This is a genomic window from Colwellia sp. D2M02 (assembly GCF_018860755.1).
Taxonomy (GTDB): domain Bacteria; phylum Pseudomonadota; class Gammaproteobacteria; order Enterobacterales; family Alteromonadaceae; genus Colwellia; species Colwellia asteriadis.
Genome location: NZ_JAHKPW010000066.1, coordinates 1 through 22,627 on the forward strand (window position 1 = coordinate 1; position 22,627 = coordinate 22,627).

Annotated in this window: 19 protein-coding genes; 8 read left to right on the top strand and 11 right to left on the bottom strand. The window is 36.6% G+C overall.

From position 1 onward, the window contains the following. Window positions 1-194: 194 nt before the first annotated feature. The 3 genes from KO495_RS12155 to KO495_RS12165 form a co-directional block, all read right to left on the bottom strand. Window positions 195-1,076, bottom strand: coding sequence for a TraB/GumN family protein (locus KO495_RS12155; protein ID WP_215980678.1), 882 nt, complete (start codon window positions 1,074-1,076; stop codon window positions 195-197). Between the two features lie 272 nt (window positions 1,077-1,348). Further along, on the bottom strand, window positions 1,349-1,606 hold the full coding sequence (locus KO495_RS12160; protein ID WP_215980679.1) for a hypothetical protein: 258 nt from the start codon (window positions 1,604-1,606) through the stop codon (window positions 1,349-1,351). Between the two features lie 339 nt (window positions 1,607-1,945). Beyond that, window positions 1,946-2,446 carry a lactoylglutathione lyase family protein gene (locus KO495_RS12165; RefSeq protein ID WP_215980680.1) on the bottom strand — a complete coding sequence of 167 codons (501 nt, stop codon included), beginning with the start codon at window positions 2,444-2,446 and terminating at the stop codon, window positions 1,946-1,948. A 93-nt stretch (window positions 2,447-2,539) separates the two neighbouring features. Between KO495_RS12165 and KO495_RS12170 the strand changes: the two genes are divergently transcribed. Then, entirely contained in the window at window positions 2,540-3,412 is an 873-nt protein-coding gene (locus tag KO495_RS12170; RefSeq protein WP_215980681.1) for a LysR family transcriptional regulator, read from the top strand. A gap of 127 nt (window positions 3,413-3,539) precedes the next feature. On the opposite strand, the gene KO495_RS12175 is transcribed toward KO495_RS12170, so the two are convergent. Next, window positions 3,540-6,425 (bottom strand): insulinase family protein, encoded by a 2,886-nt coding sequence (locus KO495_RS12175; RefSeq protein ID WP_215980682.1) that lies wholly within the window; start codon window positions 6,423-6,425, stop codon window positions 3,540-3,542. 371 nt (window positions 6,426-6,796) lie between these two features. On the opposite strand from KO495_RS12175, the gene KO495_RS12180 reads away from it, so the two are divergent. Further along, entirely contained in the window at window positions 6,797-9,106 is a 2,310-nt protein-coding gene (locus KO495_RS12180) for a winged helix-turn-helix domain-containing protein (protein ID WP_215980683.1), read from the top strand. A 17-nt stretch (window positions 9,107-9,123) separates the two neighbouring features. On the opposite strand, the gene KO495_RS12185 is transcribed toward KO495_RS12180, so the two are convergent. Further along, complete coding sequence (locus KO495_RS12185; RefSeq protein ID WP_252738937.1) at window positions 9,124-11,598, bottom strand: tetratricopeptide repeat protein; 2,475 nt, start codon at window positions 11,596-11,598, stop codon at window positions 9,124-9,126. A 154-nt stretch (window positions 11,599-11,752) separates the two neighbouring features. Here KO495_RS12185 and KO495_RS12190 point away from each other — a divergent pair, with 154 nt between their 5' ends. The 4 genes from KO495_RS12190 to KO495_RS12205 all read left to right on the top strand — a co-directional run bounded on the left by KO495_RS12190 (window position 11,753) and on the right by KO495_RS12205 (window position 14,130). Further along, window positions 11,753-12,289, top strand: coding sequence for a DUF4136 domain-containing protein (locus KO495_RS12190; protein ID WP_354668386.1), 537 nt, complete (start codon window positions 11,753-11,755; stop codon window positions 12,287-12,289). Between the two features lie 116 nt (window positions 12,290-12,405). Then, entirely contained in the window at window positions 12,406-12,729 is a 324-nt protein-coding gene (locus KO495_RS12195; protein WP_215980685.1) for a ribonuclease E inhibitor RraB, read from the top strand. A gap of 54 nt (window positions 12,730-12,783) precedes the next feature. Beyond that, window positions 12,784-13,410 (top strand): lysophospholipid acyltransferase family protein, encoded by a 627-nt coding sequence (locus KO495_RS12200; protein ID WP_252738933.1) that lies wholly within the window; start codon window positions 12,784-12,786, stop codon window positions 13,408-13,410. A 120-nt stretch (window positions 13,411-13,530) separates the two neighbouring features. Then, window positions 13,531-14,130 carry an outer membrane beta-barrel protein gene (locus tag KO495_RS12205; RefSeq protein WP_215980687.1) on the top strand — a complete coding sequence of 200 codons (600 nt, stop codon included), beginning with the start codon at window positions 13,531-13,533 and terminating at the stop codon, window positions 14,128-14,130. 63 nt (window positions 14,131-14,193) lie between these two features. Here the strand turns inward: KO495_RS12205 and KO495_RS12210 are convergent, their stop codons facing one another. The 5 genes from KO495_RS12210 to KO495_RS12230 all read right to left on the bottom strand — a co-directional run bounded on the left by KO495_RS12210 (window position 14,194) and on the right by KO495_RS12230 (window position 18,266). Then, on the bottom strand, window positions 14,194-14,823 hold the full coding sequence (locus tag KO495_RS12210) for a trimeric intracellular cation channel family protein (RefSeq protein WP_215980688.1): 630 nt from the start codon (window positions 14,821-14,823) through the stop codon (window positions 14,194-14,196). A 62-nt stretch (window positions 14,824-14,885) separates the two neighbouring features. Next, window positions 14,886-15,845 carry a cobalamin biosynthesis protein gene (locus KO495_RS12215; RefSeq protein WP_252738934.1) on the bottom strand — a complete coding sequence of 320 codons (960 nt, stop codon included), beginning with the start codon at window positions 15,843-15,845 and terminating at the stop codon, window positions 14,886-14,888. A gap of 86 nt (window positions 15,846-15,931) precedes the next feature. After that, window positions 15,932-16,672, bottom strand: a complete 741-nt coding sequence (gene mtnN, locus KO495_RS12220; protein ID WP_215980689.1) for a 5'-methylthioadenosine/S-adenosylhomocysteine nucleosidase — start codon at window positions 16,670-16,672, stop codon at window positions 15,932-15,934. Between the two features lie 159 nt (window positions 16,673-16,831). Continuing rightward, a complete protein-coding gene (locus KO495_RS12225; RefSeq protein WP_215980690.1) occupies window positions 16,832-17,512 on the bottom strand; it encodes a DUF2726 domain-containing protein in 681 nt (226 codons plus the stop codon). A 106-nt stretch (window positions 17,513-17,618) separates the two neighbouring features. Continuing rightward, window positions 17,619-18,266, bottom strand: a complete 648-nt coding sequence (locus KO495_RS12230; RefSeq protein WP_215980691.1) for a dUTP diphosphatase — start codon at window positions 18,264-18,266, stop codon at window positions 17,619-17,621. Window positions 18,267-18,560: 294 nt separating this feature from the next. Between KO495_RS12230 and KO495_RS12235 the strand changes: the two genes are divergently transcribed. Beyond that, a complete protein-coding gene (locus KO495_RS12235; RefSeq protein WP_215980692.1) occupies window positions 18,561-19,292 on the top strand; it encodes a PEP-CTERM sorting domain-containing protein in 732 nt (243 codons plus the stop codon). Window positions 19,293-19,399: 107 nt separating this feature from the next. Here the strand turns inward: KO495_RS12235 and KO495_RS12240 are convergent, their stop codons facing one another. Further along, on the bottom strand, window positions 19,400-20,428 hold the full coding sequence (locus tag KO495_RS12240) for a helix-turn-helix domain-containing protein (RefSeq protein WP_215980717.1): 1,029 nt from the start codon (window positions 20,426-20,428) through the stop codon (window positions 19,400-19,402). Window positions 20,429-20,577: 149 nt separating this feature from the next. Between KO495_RS12240 and KO495_RS12245 the strand changes: the two genes are divergently transcribed. Then, entirely contained in the window at window positions 20,578-22,473 is a 1,896-nt protein-coding gene (locus tag KO495_RS12245) for a beta-ketoacyl synthase (RefSeq protein ID WP_215980693.1), read from the top strand. Window positions 22,474-22,627: the final 154 nt, after the last annotated feature.

Here is a 22,627-nt window from a genome sequence, read left to right on the forward strand (position 1 = left end):
GGTTTAACAAATGTTTCTCTAGCAGCTACTTTTCCTGACTTCTTCGTTAAATTTACTTGCAATAGGCCAGCTATTGACGCGAAATTTACCTTGCTTATCATATGAAAAGAAGAAAAACTATCAAGCTAGAGATTCTGAAGAATAATTTTTGATTATATTTCAATTTGTTAAATACTTCTTAAACCTAGTTCAGGTTATTTAAATTTTTCGACCTTGTAACCGCGTTTCTCCAATAGCGCTAGTACACTATTGTCACCAACTAAGTGCCCTGCACCTACTAAGACGAATTCTTTGTCGTTATCTGTAAACATTTTTTCAATTTTTGGCAACCAGTTTTTATTACGATCGCTAAGTAATAGTTTTAATGTTTGCGGGTCTTCCTGCATCGGCGTAATAACAATATCTGCTAAAGCACTTTCATCACCTATACGCCAAGCTTTAATAAGCTGGGTAAATATACTTTTAAAATCTTTCATTTGTGACAAGTTAGATTTCATAAAAGCTTCTTCGTTACCTAGCCCCATATTTGATAACATTTCTAGCTGAAAAGTGATGGTCTCTAAATACTCAATGCCTTTATTATCCTTGACCGCTAGTTGATTAAAATAAGCATCAACGCCCTCACCCGAAATATTTGAACGCTGTGCTTCCATCATTGCCATCATGGTAGTAATAAAGCCAGGTTTAAAACCGCTTAAATCATTCAAATTAGCGCCAAACCCTGCCATATATTCGCTCAACTGCTGATAGGTTCTTTTCGACAAAACATCAGTTAACTTTTTACCATTAGCGTAGCTCATTTTTTGCATCATTTGCGCCTGAAAATTGGTATCGGTTTGATCGGGCAGTTCAGTTTCAAGCACAATAGCATCTACCATTTTATAAACATCAGTAAACTCTGCCGGCAAAGGAAATTCTGACACGGGTAAAATGTGTATTGTGCCACCAACATAAACAACATCATTATTTTTGGATACTTTCCATACTGATGATTCTGCATTAGCCGCGCAAGAAAAGATTAGTCCTGCACATACTGTAATTGCCGTAGTTATTTTTTTTACTGTAAATTTTTTCATTTTTATTCCCTTAGTTCGCTAATGCTACTTTGCATACTGTAAATATGTTTAATTAACGCTAGGTGCCGCTAATTTTTTACTTAATTGTATTTTTAATTGGACTGAAAATTATGCATTATACTTGCAATCATGCCTGTACCGCCCAAGCCAATAAATAAAAGAGTTAATACGCTAAGCCAAAAGCTTTTGCTACGTTCCTCTTTTTTAAAAGCTATGTAAGATACTACAATAAATATAATTATCGTTGCTATTTTAATCACAGTAACTAACCATTAAATCTCTTTTTCTGAAATAGACAGTAATAGTTCCGCTAACGTTTTCTTTTGTCCTACGGCATTATGTTCCGTGGCTGGTTTTTCCATCTCAGCAATAAGCGATGGCATCGATTGCTCAATACTTTGTACGGCAACCTTACTCATTTCTCGCTTCATTTCATGAGTCACTTGAGCCGCACTAACCGATAGGCTCATTGATGACAATAAAACAGTTAACGTAATTGTTGTTAGTTTTTTATTTAATATAGTTTTCATAATATCTACCTTTGTAGTTGTGTGACTCTGTATTGATTAAGTAATTAAGTTTCGTTTAGCCTACGCCCTTTAATACTTCGTTTTTGTCGTCCTGTGCTGTTGACAAGAGCAAGGTTAAAGCACTGATACAGCAAAGTCGCTTACCAAAGCAATAGCGATATATTTATGAGAAAAAAACAACATAAGTTATTGTTTTGAAATTACTTTTATTAAACCTTATCAAAACCTTATATTGCTTTTTTTACTAACAGAAGTGCATTTTTTAGATAAATGAAGGAGATGAAATAACAAAAGCCGCTACCGTTTAGCGGCTTGAAAAGAGGTAATTAAATACTAATATTAATACGCGCCTGCAGCATAAGTCAGCTCATAACTATGGCTATAGATTTCCAGAATATTGCCAAAAGGGTCTTCCATGTAAATCATACGGTAAGGTTTTTCATCAGGATAATAATAACGTGGTGCTTTCATGCGTTTTTTACCGCCAGCCGCCACTATCTTTTCAACTAGTTCCTCTAAGTTAGGATCTTGGACACAAAAGTGAAATACGCCTGTTTTCCAATATTCAAAATTGTCTTTTGGGCTTTCTTGATTAGCAAATTCAAATAACTCAACCCCAATACGGTCACCTGTAGATAAATGAGCAATTTTGAATTTACTCCATTTGACACCAAAGACATCAGTACACATTTCACCAATAGGGCTATTGTCTTCAATGATTTCTGTTGGTTGCATAATTAAATACCAACCTAATACTTCAGTATAAAACTCAACGGCCTTTTCTAAATTAGGCACCGAAATACCAATATGTGAAAATGTTCTGGGATACGCTTTACTCATATTATTTTCCTCTCAAAGTTGATAGTAAAATAATAAAACACATAGTACATTACTAAAAATAATCATTTATTATAATAATGAGTACAACCTGTAATGATAAATCAAACTTGGTTACATACATTTTGCACCCTCGTTGATGTAGGTCATTTCACATTAACAGCACAAAGACTCTATATGACACAGTCAGGTGTTAGCCAACACGTCAAAAAACTCGAAAGCCAACTGTCTACTGAGCTACTCCTTAGAGAAGGTAAGTCATTTACCTTAACCGAGGCTGGGATAAAGCTTTATCAGCAAGGACAAGCACTTTTAATATCGTTGAATAAGCTTGAGCAAGAAATAAAAAAAGATGATAAATATAAAGGGCGAATAAAAATACAATCACCCGGTAGCATTGGTCTAAAACTATATCCGTATTTACTTACGTTACAAAAAAAACACCCTGATCTTATTATCGATTATACCTTCGCGCCCAATACTGCGATTGAAAAATCGATTATAGAGCAGCAGTGTCATTTAGGCTTAATGACCGAAATAAGTAAATCACCGTCTGTAAATAGTAAGGAAATTTCAGTTGAGCCTTTAGTCCTTATTACACCTATTGACATTATTCATGTAGATTGGCCAATATTAATGCAGTTGGGGTTTATATCGCACCCCGATGCAAGCCATCATGGGCAATTATTATTAAGTAAAAATTTTGTTGAGTTTGATCATGTAAATCAATTTATGCATAAAGGTTTTTCAAATCAGATCAGTTTAATTTGTGAACCAATAAGCTATGGTATTGGCTTTACGATTTTACCATTATATGCTGCACACAGCTTCTCAAAGCAAAGTAAAATTCGAATTCATACCTTATCAGTCCCAGTATATGAGTCAATCTACTTAAGCTTTTGCAACAAATCCATAATTAACGAAAGGACGAAATTTATTACTTCATCTATCAAAGATTATTTAACCTAATAACGCACTTTCCCTTTTGATAATTAATAGATAAAAAAATACCAGTCAAATCAATTGACTGGTATTTTATACTCAACAAGAGCGCCCTATAAATGTGTATTTATCTTACAAGGTACTCACACACTGCCTAATGTTGGTAGTTAACCTGACTAGCAACTTTGGCTGCGTCAGTAATAACCACTTGATTAGCTAATTTAGCAAATGGCTTATCTTGATATTTAGCGCCACGCAGTTGCACATTAACCCGCGCAGCATTTGGATTAGCTAATGTTGCCTGATAAAAGTTTTTCATGTCTTGCAAGGTTACTTGCTCAACTTGTGCAATTAACTTCGCTTTTGAGTCATAGTCCCAGTTTTCTTTTGACCAATCATCGAATATTGGAGAAATCTCTTGATACAAGTTTTTAGGGGCTTCTGTCAGGCTCATTAATACACCAGACTTCATTTTATCAAAGCTTTCTTGTGATAGGTTATCAAGTAGTACTTTGTATTCTACCTTGAACTTATCAAAGCGTGTTTGCGCTTGGGCTAAGTCCATGACCGGAGACTGAATAAAAAGCCCAATACCCGCATATTCATTTAATGGATAATCAGTTGCACCTACCGCATAACCTAGCTGCTCTTCGGTGCGTAATTGGTTAAACGCTTCAAATGAAAAATGGTTCGCTAAAATTTTTGCTGTTGCTAAAGACTTATAACCTTTATCGGCATGAAAGTGCACATCGAATAAGGCAATATCCGCCGCTGCAATGTCTTTCTGATAGCTCAGCACTTGTCCTGGTTTAGGTTGTAACAGTACGCTTTTAGCAAAACTGGTTTCTTGTCTGTCAGAGCCAAGCGCTTTGCTCACAACCGAGGCTACTTGCTCTAAATCAGCGGTACTATAGTTACCAAAAGCAAACACTCGTGGTTGATTATTTTTAGTCACTTTAGCAATCACCTTATTGAAGTCCGCTAAAGTCATCGACGATGCTGTATCAATTAATGCACTATTTTCAAACTTATCCTTTTGCGCAACTTTTGCAAAAGCACCTTTAATTTGACGAAAAGCAAACTGCATTTGAATATTAGCGATATCACGCATATACCTATCTTTTGCTTGGGCAAAGCTTTGCTCATCTATACTAGGTGATAACTCTTGCATTAAATTAGTTAATAGCACGCTTTGTTTGTCGGTAAAGCCATCAACAAATAAAGTCATACCTTTGCCTGCAGATGCTTTAATACTAATTCCTGCTGCTTGTGCTTCAGACATCAGTAGGCTTTGCTTTAAGTTATAGGTATCTTGCCAAATTGCCAAAGCGACTTGAGTATTGATATCGCTCGCGGCTTCACCACTATTAATATCAACCTTAATAATACCTTTAGGTTGCTCTGCAAATAACTTACTTGGGTAATGCCACACCTTCACGCCATCACGTTCAACCTTCAACTCAGGTTTTTGCTGGTTAGTGTTTTGCACTTTAATATCAAAGTTTTCAGGTAGTAAACGATTAACTAACGGTAACGCTAACTCTGCTTTGACCGCGCTTTTCCAGCTAGCCACTTCAGCGTCATTAATGTTTTCAATACGGTATTCGCCTGAATAAAAGTGTTGTTTTTCAGTGACTTTTTCATTTTTACTGATATACCAAATACGTAGGGTTTCTGGTGTTAATTGCGCTAAAACATTATCAATCGCTTGTGCGTCAAACTTTTCATAATAATATGGTGCATTTATCGCATAATTGGTTGTGTAGTTTTGCATACTATTAACTAGGTCGGCGACATAGCTAAATTCATCACCTTTCTCTAAAAATCGAAACTCGTTATCCAGTGAGGTTTTTATTTCGTGATAATACTTTTCATCAACACCTTGTGCTTTAATTAGGTCAATATACTGCATCACCATAGCAACGATTTCATCGCGATTTTTCATGCCTTCGTCAGTCAGATCTAACGTAATACTTAATTCACCGTAGTTGCCATAATGATTTGGTGAAGCACCAGCATCTAGTGAACTAACCCAACCTTTAGCTTTTAGTAACTGTGCCGGTGTGCCAGGCATGTCAGAGCCTAATAGATAAGAGACAAAGTGATTAGGTTTTACTTTAAAGTCCGCCATATTATTAGCAATAGTAAAATCTAACTTTAACTGCTTAACATCTTGGTTAGGTTTAAAGTATATTTTTTTGCCCGCAAGTTCCTTAAAGTTTAACGCTTGTTTAACTTGAGGTTTTTCAATGCCTTTATCTTTAATCGTTGTAAAGTGTTTTGTCGCTAATACTTCCATTTCATCTAAAGGTAAGTTACTTACCATAGACACTTTCATAATATTCGCTGAATAGTACTTATTATAAAAGTCGACAGTTTCTTGGTGAAGATTACTACCTTCTTTATTCGATAAGGTTTCTAGGTTACCAATTAAGAAGCGATTAGCGGCATGATCGCCCATCATACTTCTTGATAGCTTAAATTGAGCAAAAAAGTCTAGCTCACCGCGCATTGACCACTCAGCATTAACGGCATTACGCTCTTTATCAGTATATTCAGGGTAAAGCTTTGGTGCTTTGAAAAAATCTGAGAATCTATCTAATGTTTCATCAAAGGCGTCGTTATTAACCTTGAACATATAGTTTGTATATGTCATCCATGTTGACGCATTCATTGTGCCGCCATTTTCTTTAAGGAACTCTGCATATTCGTTAGTTTCTGGGTATTTTTCAGTACCTAAAAAAAGTAAGTGCTCAAGGTAATGGGCTAAACCTTGTTGCTCCATAGGGTCTTGAAGTAAGCCAACTCCTAGATTTAATGCTGCCGCTGATTTTTCAGTCGTTGGATCCGATACTAATATAACTTCAATATTATTTGCTAACTTTAATGTTCGATATTCACGCTGATCATTTGGACTAACCGCTAAGCTCGTTAACGGTGCTAATTGCTGCGAGGCCGTTGACGTATTTGTTGAAGGTGTTTGTGAGCAAGCAGTCATCAAAACAACGGCAATTGCACTTAAGGTAAATGTCTTTTTCATGTTTATTCCTTTCTCTATAAGTTTGGCTGACATATATATTGCGACTAAGTGTTTTCCTTAGTTATCGCTTTGTTAGCTTATTCACTTTACTGATTATAATTATGTTAACGAAGGCTATTTTAGCAACCTAAGAGCATAAGTCGCTTATTGAAGCATTAGCATTAAATCCATCACAAAAATAAAACATAACCTTCTGTAAAATAAAGATAAAAAAACAAAAAAGCATCAATTAAAAACCAAAAAAAACAAACCTTATCAAAACCTTATAACTCCATAAGGTTTATAGGTAACTTATTAATTAATATATTTTAATTGAGTTTTCGTTATTGAAATGTTAATTTAAAGCCTTGGTTATTTATTAGTGATAATTTGTGCAATATCAAATCGGACCTTGGCTATTTTTACCTGCTCGCTGCGTTATTTCTTCAAGTCTCATTGAAAAAGAGCTCGATCCACTAACTTTCAAGCTAATTACTTACTTTATTAGTCAACCTGATCGTATTATTCCTCGCCAAGAATTAGTTGAAAAAGTATGGCAGCAAAACTTTGTTGATGATAATGCAATAAATCGTGCTATTTCAGAGCTACGTAAACAACTTAGCCATCCAGAGCATAAAGCCCCCTTAATCAAAACTCATTATCGTAAAGGTTATTCTCTTACGGTAACGCCACAGCTATTACAAGAAGAACAGGAACCTGCCCAAACGCCAGTAACACAAGCAATTAACGATACTAATCTAACAGAGAATAAAGCTACTGATATAATAGAGCCTCATACCGTTGAGGTCGCTGAAAATAACGTACTACTTGATAATGTAACAACATCATCGCCCGCTATCCCATCAAATAACACTCAAACAAAAAAGCCTTCACCTTATAAGTGGTTATTGATACTAGTAGTGCTACTGTTAGTAGTTAATATCTTTATCGACTTTAAGCAGCTTAATGAGCAACCTAGCCTTAACAATAGCGAAAAAGCTAACAACGCCAGCGAAAGTACATTTAGCGAGCAAAAAAAGCTAAAAGAGCCAATTGAAAAGTTAATATCTAAAGCTGAAAATGTAAGCTTTACTGCTGCCACCTGGAATATAGGCGCAGAAACCTTACCCTTGGTATCTCCCGACAAAAACTTTTTAGCTTACACAAATAAGAGTGAAGGTATAACCAGCACCTTTATTAAGCACTTACTTACAAAGAAAGAAATCAAGCTCAGTTATAAGAATCTTTATATTTCAGCGATGTCTTGGCAGCCCCAAAATCAGGTATTATTAACCGAAATTAGTGACTTTAAATCTACATGTCATTATGCAACGTTCAATCTTAGCGATATTAATAACGTTCCTGAGCCAACACTTATTAAAGCATGCGATAAGCAAGCTCGCGGTATGGCTCAGCTAAGCGCTAAGGGTAATAATATGTTTTACCTGGAGCTTGATGACAAACAACTAGGTCAAGAAATAAACCAATATAATATTCAAACTCAAAAAAATACGGTTCTTGTACCTTCCGGTGATGCTCAGTATGGCGTTGCACGAATGATTATTTCACCTAATGGTCGTTATTTACTATACCAATGGCATGAACGAAATAACCCAGCAAAGCTATACCTATTTGATCTTACAACGCGAGAACAAAATCTACTTTATGAGCAAAAAAAAGAGCTAGATCACATGACGTTCGCTTGGTTACCTGATAGCGAACATATTGGTGTATTAAAAGGAAGGAACTTACATTTTATTAATATCAAAAATAAAAATAGTAAAATAATTGAATTACCACTAGAGCAATATCTGAGTCACATTGACTTTCTTGATAACAACCAGTTTTTTTCATCTCAAGCGGGCAGCAATCAAATGCAAATAGCTCGAGTGGATAATATTTTCAGCGAAAATGAGCCTAACGTCACAATACTGAACAGTTCGGACAGTAACGACTATTACCCGATATACTCAAAAAAAGAGCCAAACCTTCGTTATTTTATCTCAAGTAGAACAAATCAGTATCAAATTTGGCAAGCAAATGGTTCTGAAGAAAGGCAAATAAGTCACTTTGATGCTAAAGAACAACAAGCTCTTTATGTGCTAATGTTATCAGACAACGAAAATTACCTATTATTTAGTCGTAATAATCAGCTTGAATTTATTGATTTAAAAACGGGGAAATTGCACGAGATACCTGAACTAAAGCAAGCCAAGGCCAGTAGTTACCTTTGGACTAATAACGATCAAAGTATTGTTTATTCAACAATACAAGATAAAGTCAGTCAAATATGGCAATTTAATTTGGTTACCCGCAACAAGACTCAATTAACATTCGAAGGTGGGCAAAAACTGCTCAAGAATGATAGTGGTGATATCTTTTACATCAATAACAATAACTTATTAAGTTTGAGTTACGAAAAAAACAAAAGTACCGCAAACGCTTTTAAAAAGAAACTCACAATTACGCCTGCACAATGTTGGTGTTCAGTCACACTACAAGGTGATTATTTTTATAGCTTAAGTGACCCGTTATTCTTAGCAAGAATGCATTTATTTTCAGATGAAAAGCAATACTTGCCTTTACCCAGAGCATCGATGGGCATAACTATGCCAACGCCTAATACATTATTAACAACTTTATTTAAAGAAAATAACACTCAAATCCAGCGTATTTTTTGGTCTACTACAACACTCCCTTAAAACGAGTCAAAATGGAATTAATGTTGCTCATTGCTTTCATCAACTAACGATAGTGTTTGGGGTAATACAATCACAAAACACGCTCCTTTTTTCTTCTCTTGGTAATGCATAGAGCCCGATAATGTTTGAGCAACCATATTATAAATAATATGCAAACCTAAGCCAACATGACCTTTATGGCGTAGCGTAGTATAAAACGGCTCAAAAATATCATGTACTTTATCTTGTGGTATCCCACAGCCATCATCAGTATAGGTAACTTTGATATGTTTATCGCATTCCTCAATCGTTAGCGTAACATTGATTGGCTGCTCATCATTTGAAAAACCATGCTCAACAGTATTACTCAATAAACTTTCTAATATCTGTAACCAGTACGCTGAATAGCTAGTAATAGCGCTACTACCATGCAGTGTTAATGTATAATTAACTCGTTTAAACATTACCTTTGCGAGTAAAGAAGTCATCACTTTTTCAATGCAGTCTGCAAGAATGAATGCCTGTGGGGGGTCCGAACGCTTTTCAATACTGATTTGCTTAAATTCACTAATTAATTCTGCACTACGTGCTGTATTATTCGCTATTAACTGCGAACTTTGCGTTACGGCCATTAAAAATGTATTTAAACCATCGCGAGTAACTTCATTATTCTCAACAGTACTTTTGAATGCTGCCAAAGATTCGTTTAAAAAAGAAGAGGCTGTAACTATAGTACCTAGAGGCGTATTCACTTCATGAGCAACACCCGCAACTAACTTACTTAAAGACGCCATTTTTTCTACTTCAATTAAGTTATCTTGAGTGTTTTTTAAATCTAATAAGGTTGTTTCAAGTGCTTTATTTGTAGTTGTTAGTGATTGCGTTCGTTGTTCAACAATACTTTCTAAATTGGCATTAAGCTCTCTTAAATCTTGCTCTTTCGCTTGTATTTTCTCCAAAGCGATGCGTTTATCGGCTAATTTCTTACGCTGATTGAGGCGGTAATAAAAGAAAGCAATTAAACTAAATATAAATAATGATGACATAACATAGACATAGCCACGTGTTTTTTCTTGCTCAACTTCCAAGGTTGATATTTTATTTTGCTGTATTAAGTCAGTAATTTTTCGCTGCTTTTGTTCAACATCATACTCCACTCTTAATGTTTGCATAAAGCGCTGCTGCTGCTCATTAAAAATTGTATCTTTTAATCGTTGAAACTCCTTTTCATTTGCTAGTGCACTTTGATAATCATTTAGCTTTTCATATAAAGTAGACAACATTTGGTATGATTGAAGAACAACAACATTCTTACTACTCTGTTTACCGTAAAGTAAGCTATTTCTAGCCGCATCTATTGATAACTCAAGTTCTTCTTCTGCTAGTAGTAATTTAGCTAAAGCTAAATAAGCTTCTGATAGACGACTAGTGCGCTTAGTCTTTTCAAAAAAAATTATAGCTTTATTTAAATACATGGCAGCAATCTTATACTCAGCGACATCACGATGTAATCGACCTAGATACAAGTAAGAGTAATGTAATAATTTTTGACTGTTAATTCGATCTGCTAAATGAGCTGCTTGCGTTAAGTGCTCTAATGCCTCACTTGTTTTCCCTGCTAAACGATAAGCTTCACCAAGATTATTATGTGAATAAACTTGACCACGTAGGTAACCTATAGACATTTTTATTTTTAAAGATTCAAGGTGCATAGTAATTGCATTGTCATAGTCTTGGATATCTTTATACAAAATTGCAATGTTGTTGTAATTAATCGCAATTTGTTTAACGTTACTTGTTGTTAATATTAGGGATAAGGCTTTTAGTTGGTACTCTAGCGCTTTATCAAGCGCACCAAAACTACGATAAATACTCGCGCTATTATTTAGAGTTTGAACCATAGACTCAACATCATTAGTTTGTTGATAATACTGATAAGCAAGCAACGCTGCTTCAATTGCTTTATCGCTATTATAACTCTCGCTATAGACCGTTGCTTTGAGAGCATTAAAGTCCCCCATAAATTGCAATTCATTTAGCGATTGGGCAAAGTTCAAACCTTTTCCAATGTAAACAAGAGCTTCATCGTGATTTCGTAACTCATTAGCCAGTAAAGAGAAACTCATCAACACTAACATTTCGTCATGTATATTTTTTTGTTGTTGGGCAATAATTAATGCTTCTTCCAATAAGCTTCGCGATTTCGTAAATTCATTTAAATGATAATATGATAAGGCTAAGTAATTTAAGAGAGTCGCTCGGCTGGCATGATTTGGCCCGATAATGTTTAAAGCATCACTTGCATAAGTAATAGACTTTTCTGGTGTAAATCGGTTTCCGTCACGGATGTAGTCAATAATTAAGGCTATTTTAGCTTCATCATCACTAACTGCTATTTTCTTCTCAAGTAAGCCCGCTTCATTTTCATACGCAGAAATATGAAAGCAACAGCACAGTATAACCAACAGCAATGAACGACAATAAATTCCACGGTACTGTAGAGGAAATAGCATCACAACAGTTCACTTCACACCAAAGTCACAAGGTATTTTTAAGTGTAGTTAAGCAATATATAATTAGCGAACCATTAACCCATTGTTTTCCTGTTAAACAGTTGCAGTAATTGTTACGCTGACTGCCTAACGCCACCATTAATATTTAATAAACGTGTTTTATAAATCTATTATCATAACAAGCCTCATACTTTTATTAACTGCATGTAGTACCAGTGACAATGCTATTTTTCATACCCAATTCAACTTTTCAGCTGTCACTAGCTATAGTATCTATCATAGAAATTCAGACTTTACTGATACGCAAAACTTGGCGGATACACGCCGAAATAGCATTGAAATAGCGATAGAAAAAAGCATGGAGCGTCGAAACTTTCACTACACTAAACCTGAAGATGCAGATATTGTAGTAACCTATCATATGATTAAAAACCCTTCTGACTATAAGCGTTACAACAAAGCAGTGCTGTTTTGCCAGCAATGTTTACAAGCTAATAACTGGCACCAAGGCAGCGATAGATTCACCGTAAAAGTAAACAGTTTGATTATTGATTTAGTTGATCCAAAAAGGAGGAGGTCGGTGTGGCGTAGCATTCAGCCTTTAAATATTAAAGATAAAGATAACAGCCAAGAAATCAATGAGAAAATTCAGCAAGCCGTTAATGATATGCTAGTACAATACCCTAAATAATCTAGCTGATAACAATCAACTCAACAGACTTATTTACCTCAATAGTATTATTCACTATTCAAATTCATAAGCTCTGTTTATAATGACCTTTTTTAATACTGTACTTATATTTAACTATGACCTTCCCAAATGATGAAACAGGCCAAGTATTGGCAGAAATGCAGCAAGCAGGTATTGACCTAGCTATAGAGCACAGTGTGGTGTTTTTTCATTTATTCGAGCAGAAAGAACAAGCCCAAGCAATGGTTAAATACCTCAGTGAAAACCACCCAGAAATTACATCATCACTTCACCCCGATGAAACGCCTAACGTATGGGATGTAGATTGCACTATCAAAATGATACCAACCTATGATGCCATCATAGCGCAAGAAGAAGCTTTCGAAAAAATAGCGTCTCAACACTCAGGCTACAATGACGGTTGGGGGATCGAAGCCTAATTTATTGCTTCTGTAAATCTGGACATGCTTGCTTTCTACTTAAAAAAATACACCATGTATATCACCATAGCTACTGAATCAGTTGCTTTATCGCTATGTAAACAGCATGGTAAAACCTTTAATCGTTTACGTCGTTTCTTCAGTATTAGAATTGTTCGCAGTGCTGGCGCACGTGTTAATTTAAGCGGTAGCATTGACGCTGATACTGATATTCTCATTGTCAATCACCAAAGCATGACCGACATATTCTCACTAGAAGAAGTTGTCGGAAATGATGTCCGCTTTGTAGGGCGAACAGGTATCATGGACCGGTGGCCTGTTTCACGTATTGTTAATTTAGTGGGCCATATTACTGTAGATCAAAAAGATCGACGCGCCATTATTAAGCTGCTCAAAGACGTGAAAGTATGTAAAGGAAAAAAAGTTATTATTTTTCCAGAAGGTACTCGCTCACAAACAGGAAAAATAGAGCCCTTCGAGCCTGGCACTAAAATATTAGTCGAGAAGTTAAAATTGAAAGCTCAACCTGTTGTCATAAAAAATATTTTATCTATTTACAACGAGTCAAATAAAAGCGCGACCTCAGGGACTATTGAAATTGAAGCTCTTCCCCCTGTTAATATTCAAGAAGGCTGGTACGAAAAAGCTCATCAAGACATGAGTAATATCTACCAACAATAGAAGCGTTACGCCTACCTTCACGCTTACACTTACTTACATAATTATCACACTTGACTGACAGTTTATCATTTAAAATCCCCTGATAATCACGCTAACAAAATCTTTTAACAGGGACCTCTAATGAAACGTTTACTACCCGCTTTATCACTTATATCAATAGCATTATTTAGTACTGCTGCCTTTAGCCAAGAAAGTAAACATAGCGTAGGCATTAATGTTGGTATTGCCAGTGGCGAATACAAAAACTCGAGTAAAGATGGTGACGGTTTTATACAATCTTACCTTTATTATAATTATCAAGCTTTTGAACATATATCATTTGAAATAGCTTATTCGGGTGCTACAGAGTTTGATGATTGGGATTGTGATGAGGATGAAGGTGACAATAGCTGGACATGTTCATTTAATAGTAATCAAAATATCTTTAATTTACGTGCTAATGAATTTGAGCTTAATAGCGCAGTTATTGCTATAAAAGGCAATTTACCTATTTCGAAGCGCAATAGTTTATATGGCAAAATTGGTGCACAATATTATGATTATGACTTTAGTTTAAACGATTACAATATTGAGGGCGACAATGGGGTTGGTACACTTCTTGAGGCAGGTTGGCAATATCAATGGGATATGGGCATTGGTATGAATGCAGGTTTACGCTACCAAGACTTAGGTGATTTAAGTTTTATTTCATCAAATGTTGGCATTAGTTACTTATTTTAATCAACTACTGTATTACATCATTAAATTAATATTAAGTACGTCGAGGTGAAAATCTCGATGTGCTTATTTAGTATCTTCACTATCAGGAATATGAAAAGCAGGTAACGAAACATGCCAATATATTGCAGCCAAGCGTAACAATAAGGCTGCCGAGATAGAAACTATCAGCGCATGACTTTCTGACCACGCTAAATACTCTAATAAAACAAATAATCCACCACCTAACATCGCCGCTAGCGCGTAAATTTCTTGGCGTAAAATCATAGGAATCACGTTACACAATACATCACGTATCATACCGCCAGCCACGCCAGTAATTGTCCCTAAAACAATAGCTACAGGTGTAGCAGCACCTAAGTCGAGTGACTTTTGCGTGCCTAATACAGCAAATAATGCCAAACCTAAAGCATCGGCAATTAATAAAAACCGCTTAGGAATGCGTTTCGGTTCACGAATAAGTACAATGGTGAGTAACGCTGTCGCTAGAACAACATAGAGATAATAGGTTTTCTCCAACCAAAATACAGGTGTTTGTAAGATAACATCACGAATTGTACCGCCACCTATCGCGGTTACCGACGCTAGTACAACAACACCAAAAGGGTCAAGTTTATAGCGGCCCGCCATCAGTGCCCCTGAGAAAGAAAACACGATAATACCAAAAATATCTAACCAAAAAAGTAACTCAACCACACGTAGGCCTCTACACTAGTATCAATTCTATAGTTGATGTGTTTTAACAATTCAAAATGCTATTACATATTAATGAACGTACAGGTTACCGCTAAGGTTATGACGTACAATAAGCTCATGGCAATAACTTGTTTTATTTGTTTGTTCGCATGAATAATATCAGTTACTTTGGGTTGCTGCGCTAAATCATTAAAGTTAACTCGACGCAGTTTGGTTTGTTGATACATAGCAACGCCCCCCAGTTTCACTTCTAAACTTAACGCCAATAATAAAATAGCTATATTGTTATTAAGCTGGAAAATAAAGCCTCTACTCAAGCGCCAAAAAAGTAAAAAATTCTTCCCTAAGTTAAATATCAAAAGCTGCAACGCAAATAGTCTAACGGGTAACCACTGGCATATATTAACCAATACACTAGCGCAATAACCAAAATGATTAAATTGAGTTAACTTAGGGTTCCAGCAATAATGCATTTCAAGTAATAAACGATACAACAGAGCAGCTAAAGGTCCCAGGGTGAGAAAAATAAAAGCAACCGTATAGCCTTGTTGCAGCGTTCTTAGCAACTGCATTTCAATAGCCGCTTTACTTAAACCAACAGCAGATAATTGCTCTGTTTCTCTCAAGACCCAAGGCGCTAATGTTTGCTTAGCCACATAACTTTGATTGCCTACTATTGCTTGCGCTATATGCTTAGTAGTTTGCTGTAAGCTAAAACCACCAAAAGCACAATAAAGTAATAGACCATGCCAGAGGTAATCTAACGCGACAAAATCAGCAAACAACCATAATATTACCGCCAATGGTAGTAACGTAACCACAATAGCCACAAAGCCAGCAACAGTTTGTTGTTGAGCACTATTGCTTGACTTATTTACTTTATTGCTTAGTTGCTGACAATAAAACTGGAAAAAACGTAATGGCTCATGTTCAATAAAACGTGATATCGTCAACTTAGTTAACATCACAACAAGTAATATGATCACTTGGTAGCTAAAATCATTTATTTCCGTTAGCGCCATTATTTTACTTCCATTAACACCCAATGTAATTGTTAACTCAAAGTGAGTAGGCAACAGCTAGGCTCACTCTATATATTAATATTACTTTAAGCCGGTAAGTTAAGATCTTTACCTTTTAGCTCAAGTAGCATATTCATCACTAATTGCGAAGAGTTAACCGCGGCGGTTTCTAAGTATTCCTCAAAAGTATGCGGTGACTCTTTACCTGCAATATCAGAAAGAGACCGAATAACCACAAATGGTGTATTAAATTGCAAGCATGTTTGTGCAATTGCAGCACCTTCCATTTCAACTGCTGCCATGGTCGGAAAATTAGCTCGCGCTTTAGCTACATCTTCTTCTGCGGTCATAAAGGTATCACCGGTGGTAATTAACCCTTTTACCGCGGTAATACTTTTAAGGTCATTGCTACCACCACTTAATTGCTCAATACCTGATGTAGCCGCTGCTACTAATGTAGGGTGAGGAGTAAATGCAGCAGGATTAGCAGGTAACTGCCCTATTTCATAACCAAACGCGGTTAAGTTAACATCGTGATAGCGTACTTCTGAGCTAACCACAATATCACCCACTTTCAATGTAGGATCAAAGCCGCCTGCTGAACCTGTATTAACGACGTAATCTATATCAAACTTATTAATCAACATCGCCGTAGCTAAGGCCGCTGCGACCTTACCAATACCTGACTGTACAATAACAACATCACTACCATCTAGTTGACCTTGATAAAAATCATAACCACCAAACGTACTTGTTGTGCTATTTACAAGTTTTGCTTTTAAAATAGCAACTTCTGGCTCCATAGCGCCAATAATACCTGCTTTCATAAGGGTCTCTTTAAGCTAAATTTAAATTGGAATGATTATATACCTAAGCAAGACCATTGTGCGACCTTGTTATAGGGATAACTAATACTGCAACGAAAAAAGCCACTACACCTATACCTTATAGGTACTTATGAAGTGGCTCAATAAATCTGATAGGAACTAATGAGGCAAAGCCATTTGTCCAGAGGGTAATCTAGATGACTGAGATGATAATTGTGCAGCTAACTCTGGGTTAAGTTGTGCTTGCGTAGAAGCACCACTTAACGCACCAACACTTTTATTTCTTGCGCGTACCATAGGAGCAGGAATAATACGGCCTTTAACTTTTGGCTCTGGCGTATAATTAGTAGTTTTATGTCCAAGTAACCTGCTATTAATACAGGCTCTAATCTCATCTAAGGTATAATTTGCTTTCACTTTAATACGTAAATGTGGAATAGAGGCTGCTTCTAAGGCACCACTGACAAACCAATCTTTTTTGACTTTATACCCCTTGCCTTGAGTGTCTACTAAGTCGATAGCACCTAATAATTTCATTGAACTGCGATCACAAATCACAAAATCAATATATTTCCCTTCAGCATTATTAATAGCACTTTGGCTCGCTCGACTAGAAACACCACTACGTACCGAGAGAATATCACTTAATTTAACACGATTAACAACGCGGTATTGCGAGCCCATTGCCTGCTCAACTAAGTTTTGAAAGTTTTTCTCAGCAGAGGTAAATATGGTACTTTTACCTTCAAAGGGAAAGGGAAAACTATTATCATTTAAACGACTCGCCAACACCGCCACAATAACAACTAAACTGATTAACGCCACTAAAATAAATTCCATAACTATCTCCAGCATGCAAATTCTTGACGCTTTACCCCTATTTGTTGATAAAGCGCACTACTTACAGTGAACTAAGCAGAATTTATGCCAAAGGTTGTTATATGAATTAGTTTTTTGGGTATTTAGCTTCTAACGCTGCGTATAGCTGCTGTTGGAAGTTATCAGCGCCAGCGTCGAGCTCATTAACTAATTGAGCTAACACTTCATTATCTTCTTCACCGTGCCAAATTTTAATATAACTACCTTCTTTATAGCCATGATCTTGACGGAAGAAGTTCAACGTATTTTTACCTACGTATTGACGGAACAATTCATCTAAATCCATGTTCATTAATGACATGCAATCGGCTAATGCTTTAGCATCAAAAGCTTTTTTTGTAACCGCAGCTGACGCCAAATTTTCTAGCGCAATTTTAAAGTCATTTTCCGCAGTACCTTGGTGAAGTTCTTTCGCTAAATCACTCGTTATTTTAGCGACATCATCACCTGTCATTAAGCGTAAACTTAAACCAAAGTGGAAAATATCAACTAGCTCCAATTGAACTTGAGCAACATCAATTTCTTGATGTTTCCACCACTTCCAACCGTGGTGATCTAACATCTCTGCGCATTCAACCCAAATTGCGCGATACCATTCATAGCCATTAGCGCGCCATGTATCACTTACTCGACTATTCATTGCATCTTGCATGGTCAGCATTTGACTAATTTGTTTTTCGGCAATTGAAATAGCCGTTGATAGTTGTTCACTCATGGTTGTTAAATCACTTATTAGGTTTATTAATTCAATAATTATAATGCTATTTTGCCGTAGAGAGAGCCAAGTAACAAGTTCTTCATGACACGCAGGCAATAAACTTATTTATACAGATTAGAGTAACTGTCAGGTTACTTTACAACGAAAATAATAATAATAAAAAAAATTAGATGAAAAAAAACAAAAGCAACATAATAAATTGATTTTAAATGATTTAAAATAACAACATTGCTTTGGCATAGTTAATGCTTATTCATAAGCTCTACTACCATTAATAATAAGGACTATTAAATGAAAACGGCTTTACTCGCTATCACTTTGTTAGCAACTTCAACTTTTGCAAATGCAACACCAATGACATCAACCTCTTTAACTTCAGCAGGAACTCTCTCAGAGTCAGTATCAACTGTTGGTGGCGTTGTTTTTGATCTTATCGGCCTTAATGGCACCAGAGTTACTTCTCAACTTGCTGCCAGCTCTTTATATGTTGGCTACTTCGATACTGAACAAGGGCTTATTGGTACACAAAATGGCTGGGACAATACGGTCTGGGGTGCTTTAGGTGGCGGTATAGCTGAAGCAGCTGTGAGATTGACAGTATCAGATGGCGACACTGGCGTAGGTGACTTTGATTATAATGAGAATAATTTGTTTGTTAATTCAATGAACTTTGGTAACTTTTCAGATGTAGTAACAGAAAGAACTTCTGCCGACGGCTTAACTGTAACGAGTAGTTCATTAGGCTTCCTAGACAGCGAGTTAAACACTGGCTGGTTTTATAATAACGATTTATCTGCCTTAAGCGATCTTTATGATTCAATTGTAGCAAGTAGCTCAATTCAGTTTTTATTAGATGACGTAGACCCTACTGATAACTATTTTGATTTTACTCAAGGTATTGATAACTCTTTAATTGATATTGGTAGTGGCCCACAAGTTACTCCAAGTATTCCAGAGCCTTCAACATTAGCTATTTTTGCACTTGCCTTATTTGGTTTAAGAATGCGTCTACTTAAGAAATAACAACGACCCTATTTTAGGGAAGTGTTAATTATTTTTTAGCGTTTCATTAGTCGAAAAAAACCAATCAATAATTATTGATTGGTTTTTTTCAAATTCAAACATAGCTATTAACTAAACAGTTTTTTTCTTACCATGGCACGGTAGTCTTTAGGGCTTTGATTTAGGTGTAATTTAAATAACCTCGCTAAGTGCCCTTGGTCTTGATAACCTACTTGGTCAGCAATTTCTTGAATAGTTAAGTTACTCGAGGCAAGTAACTCTTTTGCCGTTTCAATGCGTAACTGTTGCCAATATTGAGTAGCTCTAACACCTGTTGCGGCTTTAAATCGACGGGTAAACGATCGCTGACTTAAACCAAATTGTGATGCTAGCTCTTCTAAACTTAAGTCTGTGCTTAAATTAGTTCTCAACCAAAACTGTATTTGCGCAATTAATTCATCTGCATGCCTGTCTACAGCGCCTTCTAAGTAACGTTGTTCTTCGTAAGGCTTTCTTATTTCATGAGAGAAGTTTCGCTCAACATTTTGCGCTGCAGCTTTGCCATAATACTGCGCAATGATATGAACGATAATATCAGCTAAAGCATTTAAACTAGCTGCGCAGTATATACGTTCTGATTGAGTAATAAAGAAGTCTGGTTTTAAGTCAACTTTTGGGTAGTCACGCTTAAATTGCTCAACATAATGCCAATGAGTAGTTGCAGAATGGTTATTTAACAAACCCGACTCAGCTAAAAAGCATACACCCGTTCCAACACCAATTAACGTACTGCCTTGCTGCCAACAGTGCTTAAGCCATGCAACTAATTTAGGGTGCTTATTAATAATTGGGCGAGGATTACGCCACAAGCTTGGCACAATAATAATATCAGGTGTTTTACTATTGTTTTCATTATCAACAGCTAACTCAGCAAGGGTAATATCAGCCAACATAGTAATACCCGCTCGTGATTTTATTTGTTGAGCTTCCTCACTTAAAAATTGTGTCTCAAGTCGCGCAACACTTTTATCGTACCGCCTTGCGAATGCTTCGCCGGCCAATAGCATTTCTACAGGTAATGTTACTCCCGTTGCTAACACGTGTGGGTAAATTATCAAGTTAACCAATAAGGGGTTAGTTTTTTGTAAATCATCCATCATATTTGCACTCAAAATCCCATAATGGCCATTATTGCACACAGTTTGGCTGCTGTACCTTATTATTTGATCTTATTACTCCCTAAACTGACTGTTATCGATGCAATGCTGTATTGCATATTTTTCATATTTTAAAAACGGGTTATTTCATGACAAGTTTACCTTTAGTTGTTGGGATGGGCGGTATTAACGCGGCAGGACGCACTTCTTTTCACCAAGGCTTTCGCCGCATTGTAATTGATAAATTAAATGCCGAAGCACGCCAAGAAACATTTGTTGGCTTAGCAACGTTAATGAAGCTAGCACGTTATGAAAATGGCGAGTTACTTGATAATGCGGGTAATATCATTGCACCTGAAAATATTGAAGCAACCTTTGGTGCTCAAATATTGGCAGGGACCTTAATCCGTAAAGTTGAAAAAAATCATTTTGATGTTGATGCAACCCATTGGCATCAAAAAATGAACATTACTCCAACCGAACAAAACATCACCTTTGAGTTGCGTGCACGTGAATTACCTCAGCCAGTACCAAGTTCATGGCAAGTAACGGAGCTAGAGTCGGGTAAAGTTCGAGTTGAAATTCCTGAACAGTTAACCATTACTCATGATGCTTACCGTGATAACCCCATTAAAGCCGCAGGACAATTTCCAACAGGCTTTGCACCAGAGAAGCTTTATAATAGTCGTTATCAGCCACGCGGCTTACAAGCAACCATCTTTGCTGCAACCGACGCGATACGCTCAACGGGTATTGAGTGGGATGCTATTTTAGACAAAATAAGCCCTGACGAAGTTGGTACTTACTCAGCCTCTGTAGCAGGTCAATTAAATGATGAAGGTTTAGGTGGTTTACTAAAAAGCCGTCTTTCTGGTTCTCGTGTTAGCACTAAACAATTGGCGCTTGGTTTAAACACCATGTCTACTGATTTTATTAACGCCTATGTTACCGGTAATGTCGGCACAACTTTTTCTTCTTCTGGTGCTTGTGCAACTTTTCTGTATAACTTACGCAGTGCTGTACAAGATATGCAAGCTGGTCGTATTCGTGTCGCTATTGTCGGTAGCAGTGAAGCACCTATCACTCCTGAAATTATTGAAGGTTTCGGTAATATGGGGGCTTTAGCTAATGAAGAGGGGCTGAAGAAACTTGACGGAAGTGACGCTGTAGATCACCGAAAAACAAGTCGTCCATTTGGTCAAAACTGTGGTTTCACTATCGGTGAAGGTGCACAGTTTGTAGTATTAATGGATGATGCTTTAGCACTAGAAATGGGGGCTAAAGTATTAGCCTCAGTCGCTGATGTATTTGTTAATGCTGATGGTTACAAAAAGTCGATTACAGCCCCAGGTCCTGGTAACTATATTACCATGGCTAAGTCGGTAGCATTAGCCGAACAAGTATTAGGTAAAGAAGCGCTACAAAAACGCAGCTTTATTTTAGCTCATGGTTCAAGTACTCCACAAAACCGTGTTTCTGAATCGCTTATTTATCATAAAATTGCTGAAAGCTTTAGCATTGAAAACTGGGCAGTGGCGGCACCAAAGGCTTATGTTGGTCATACCATAGGCCCAGCAAGTGGCGATCAAATGGCAATGGCGTTGGGTATATTTAGCGATAATATTATGCCAGGTATCACTACGATTGATGAAGTGGCAGCTGACGTACACAATCAGCACTTAAATATTGCCACTGAGCATTACCACTGTGAAGCTATGGATATTGCTTTTATCAATTCCAAAGGCTTTGGCGGCAACAATGCAACCGCAACTATTTTTTCACCTAAAGTAAGCCTAGCAATGATGGAAAAACGTTATGGTGCACCTGCAATGGCAGAGTACCAGCAGAAGCTCGTAGCTGTTGAGCAAGTGCAACAAGCGTATAAAGAACAAGTAAATAATGGTCAATACGATTTAATTTACAAGTTTGGTGAAGGCTTATTAGATGAGGAAACAATGGAAATTACTAACAGTAGCTTATCGTTTACTGAGTTTAAAAACGCCATTGCACTACCATCAACCAATCCTTTTGATGATATGGTTTAATAAGTAATTTTTAAAATATCAGCACTTTTATAATATTAGACACCTCTAAGCAATCAGGTTAGAGGTGTGTTATACACCAATAGCTCTACCTCTATACATGGCTATATCTTCTAAACATAAACTCACCGGTTTACGTTTATGGGAACCTTGCCCT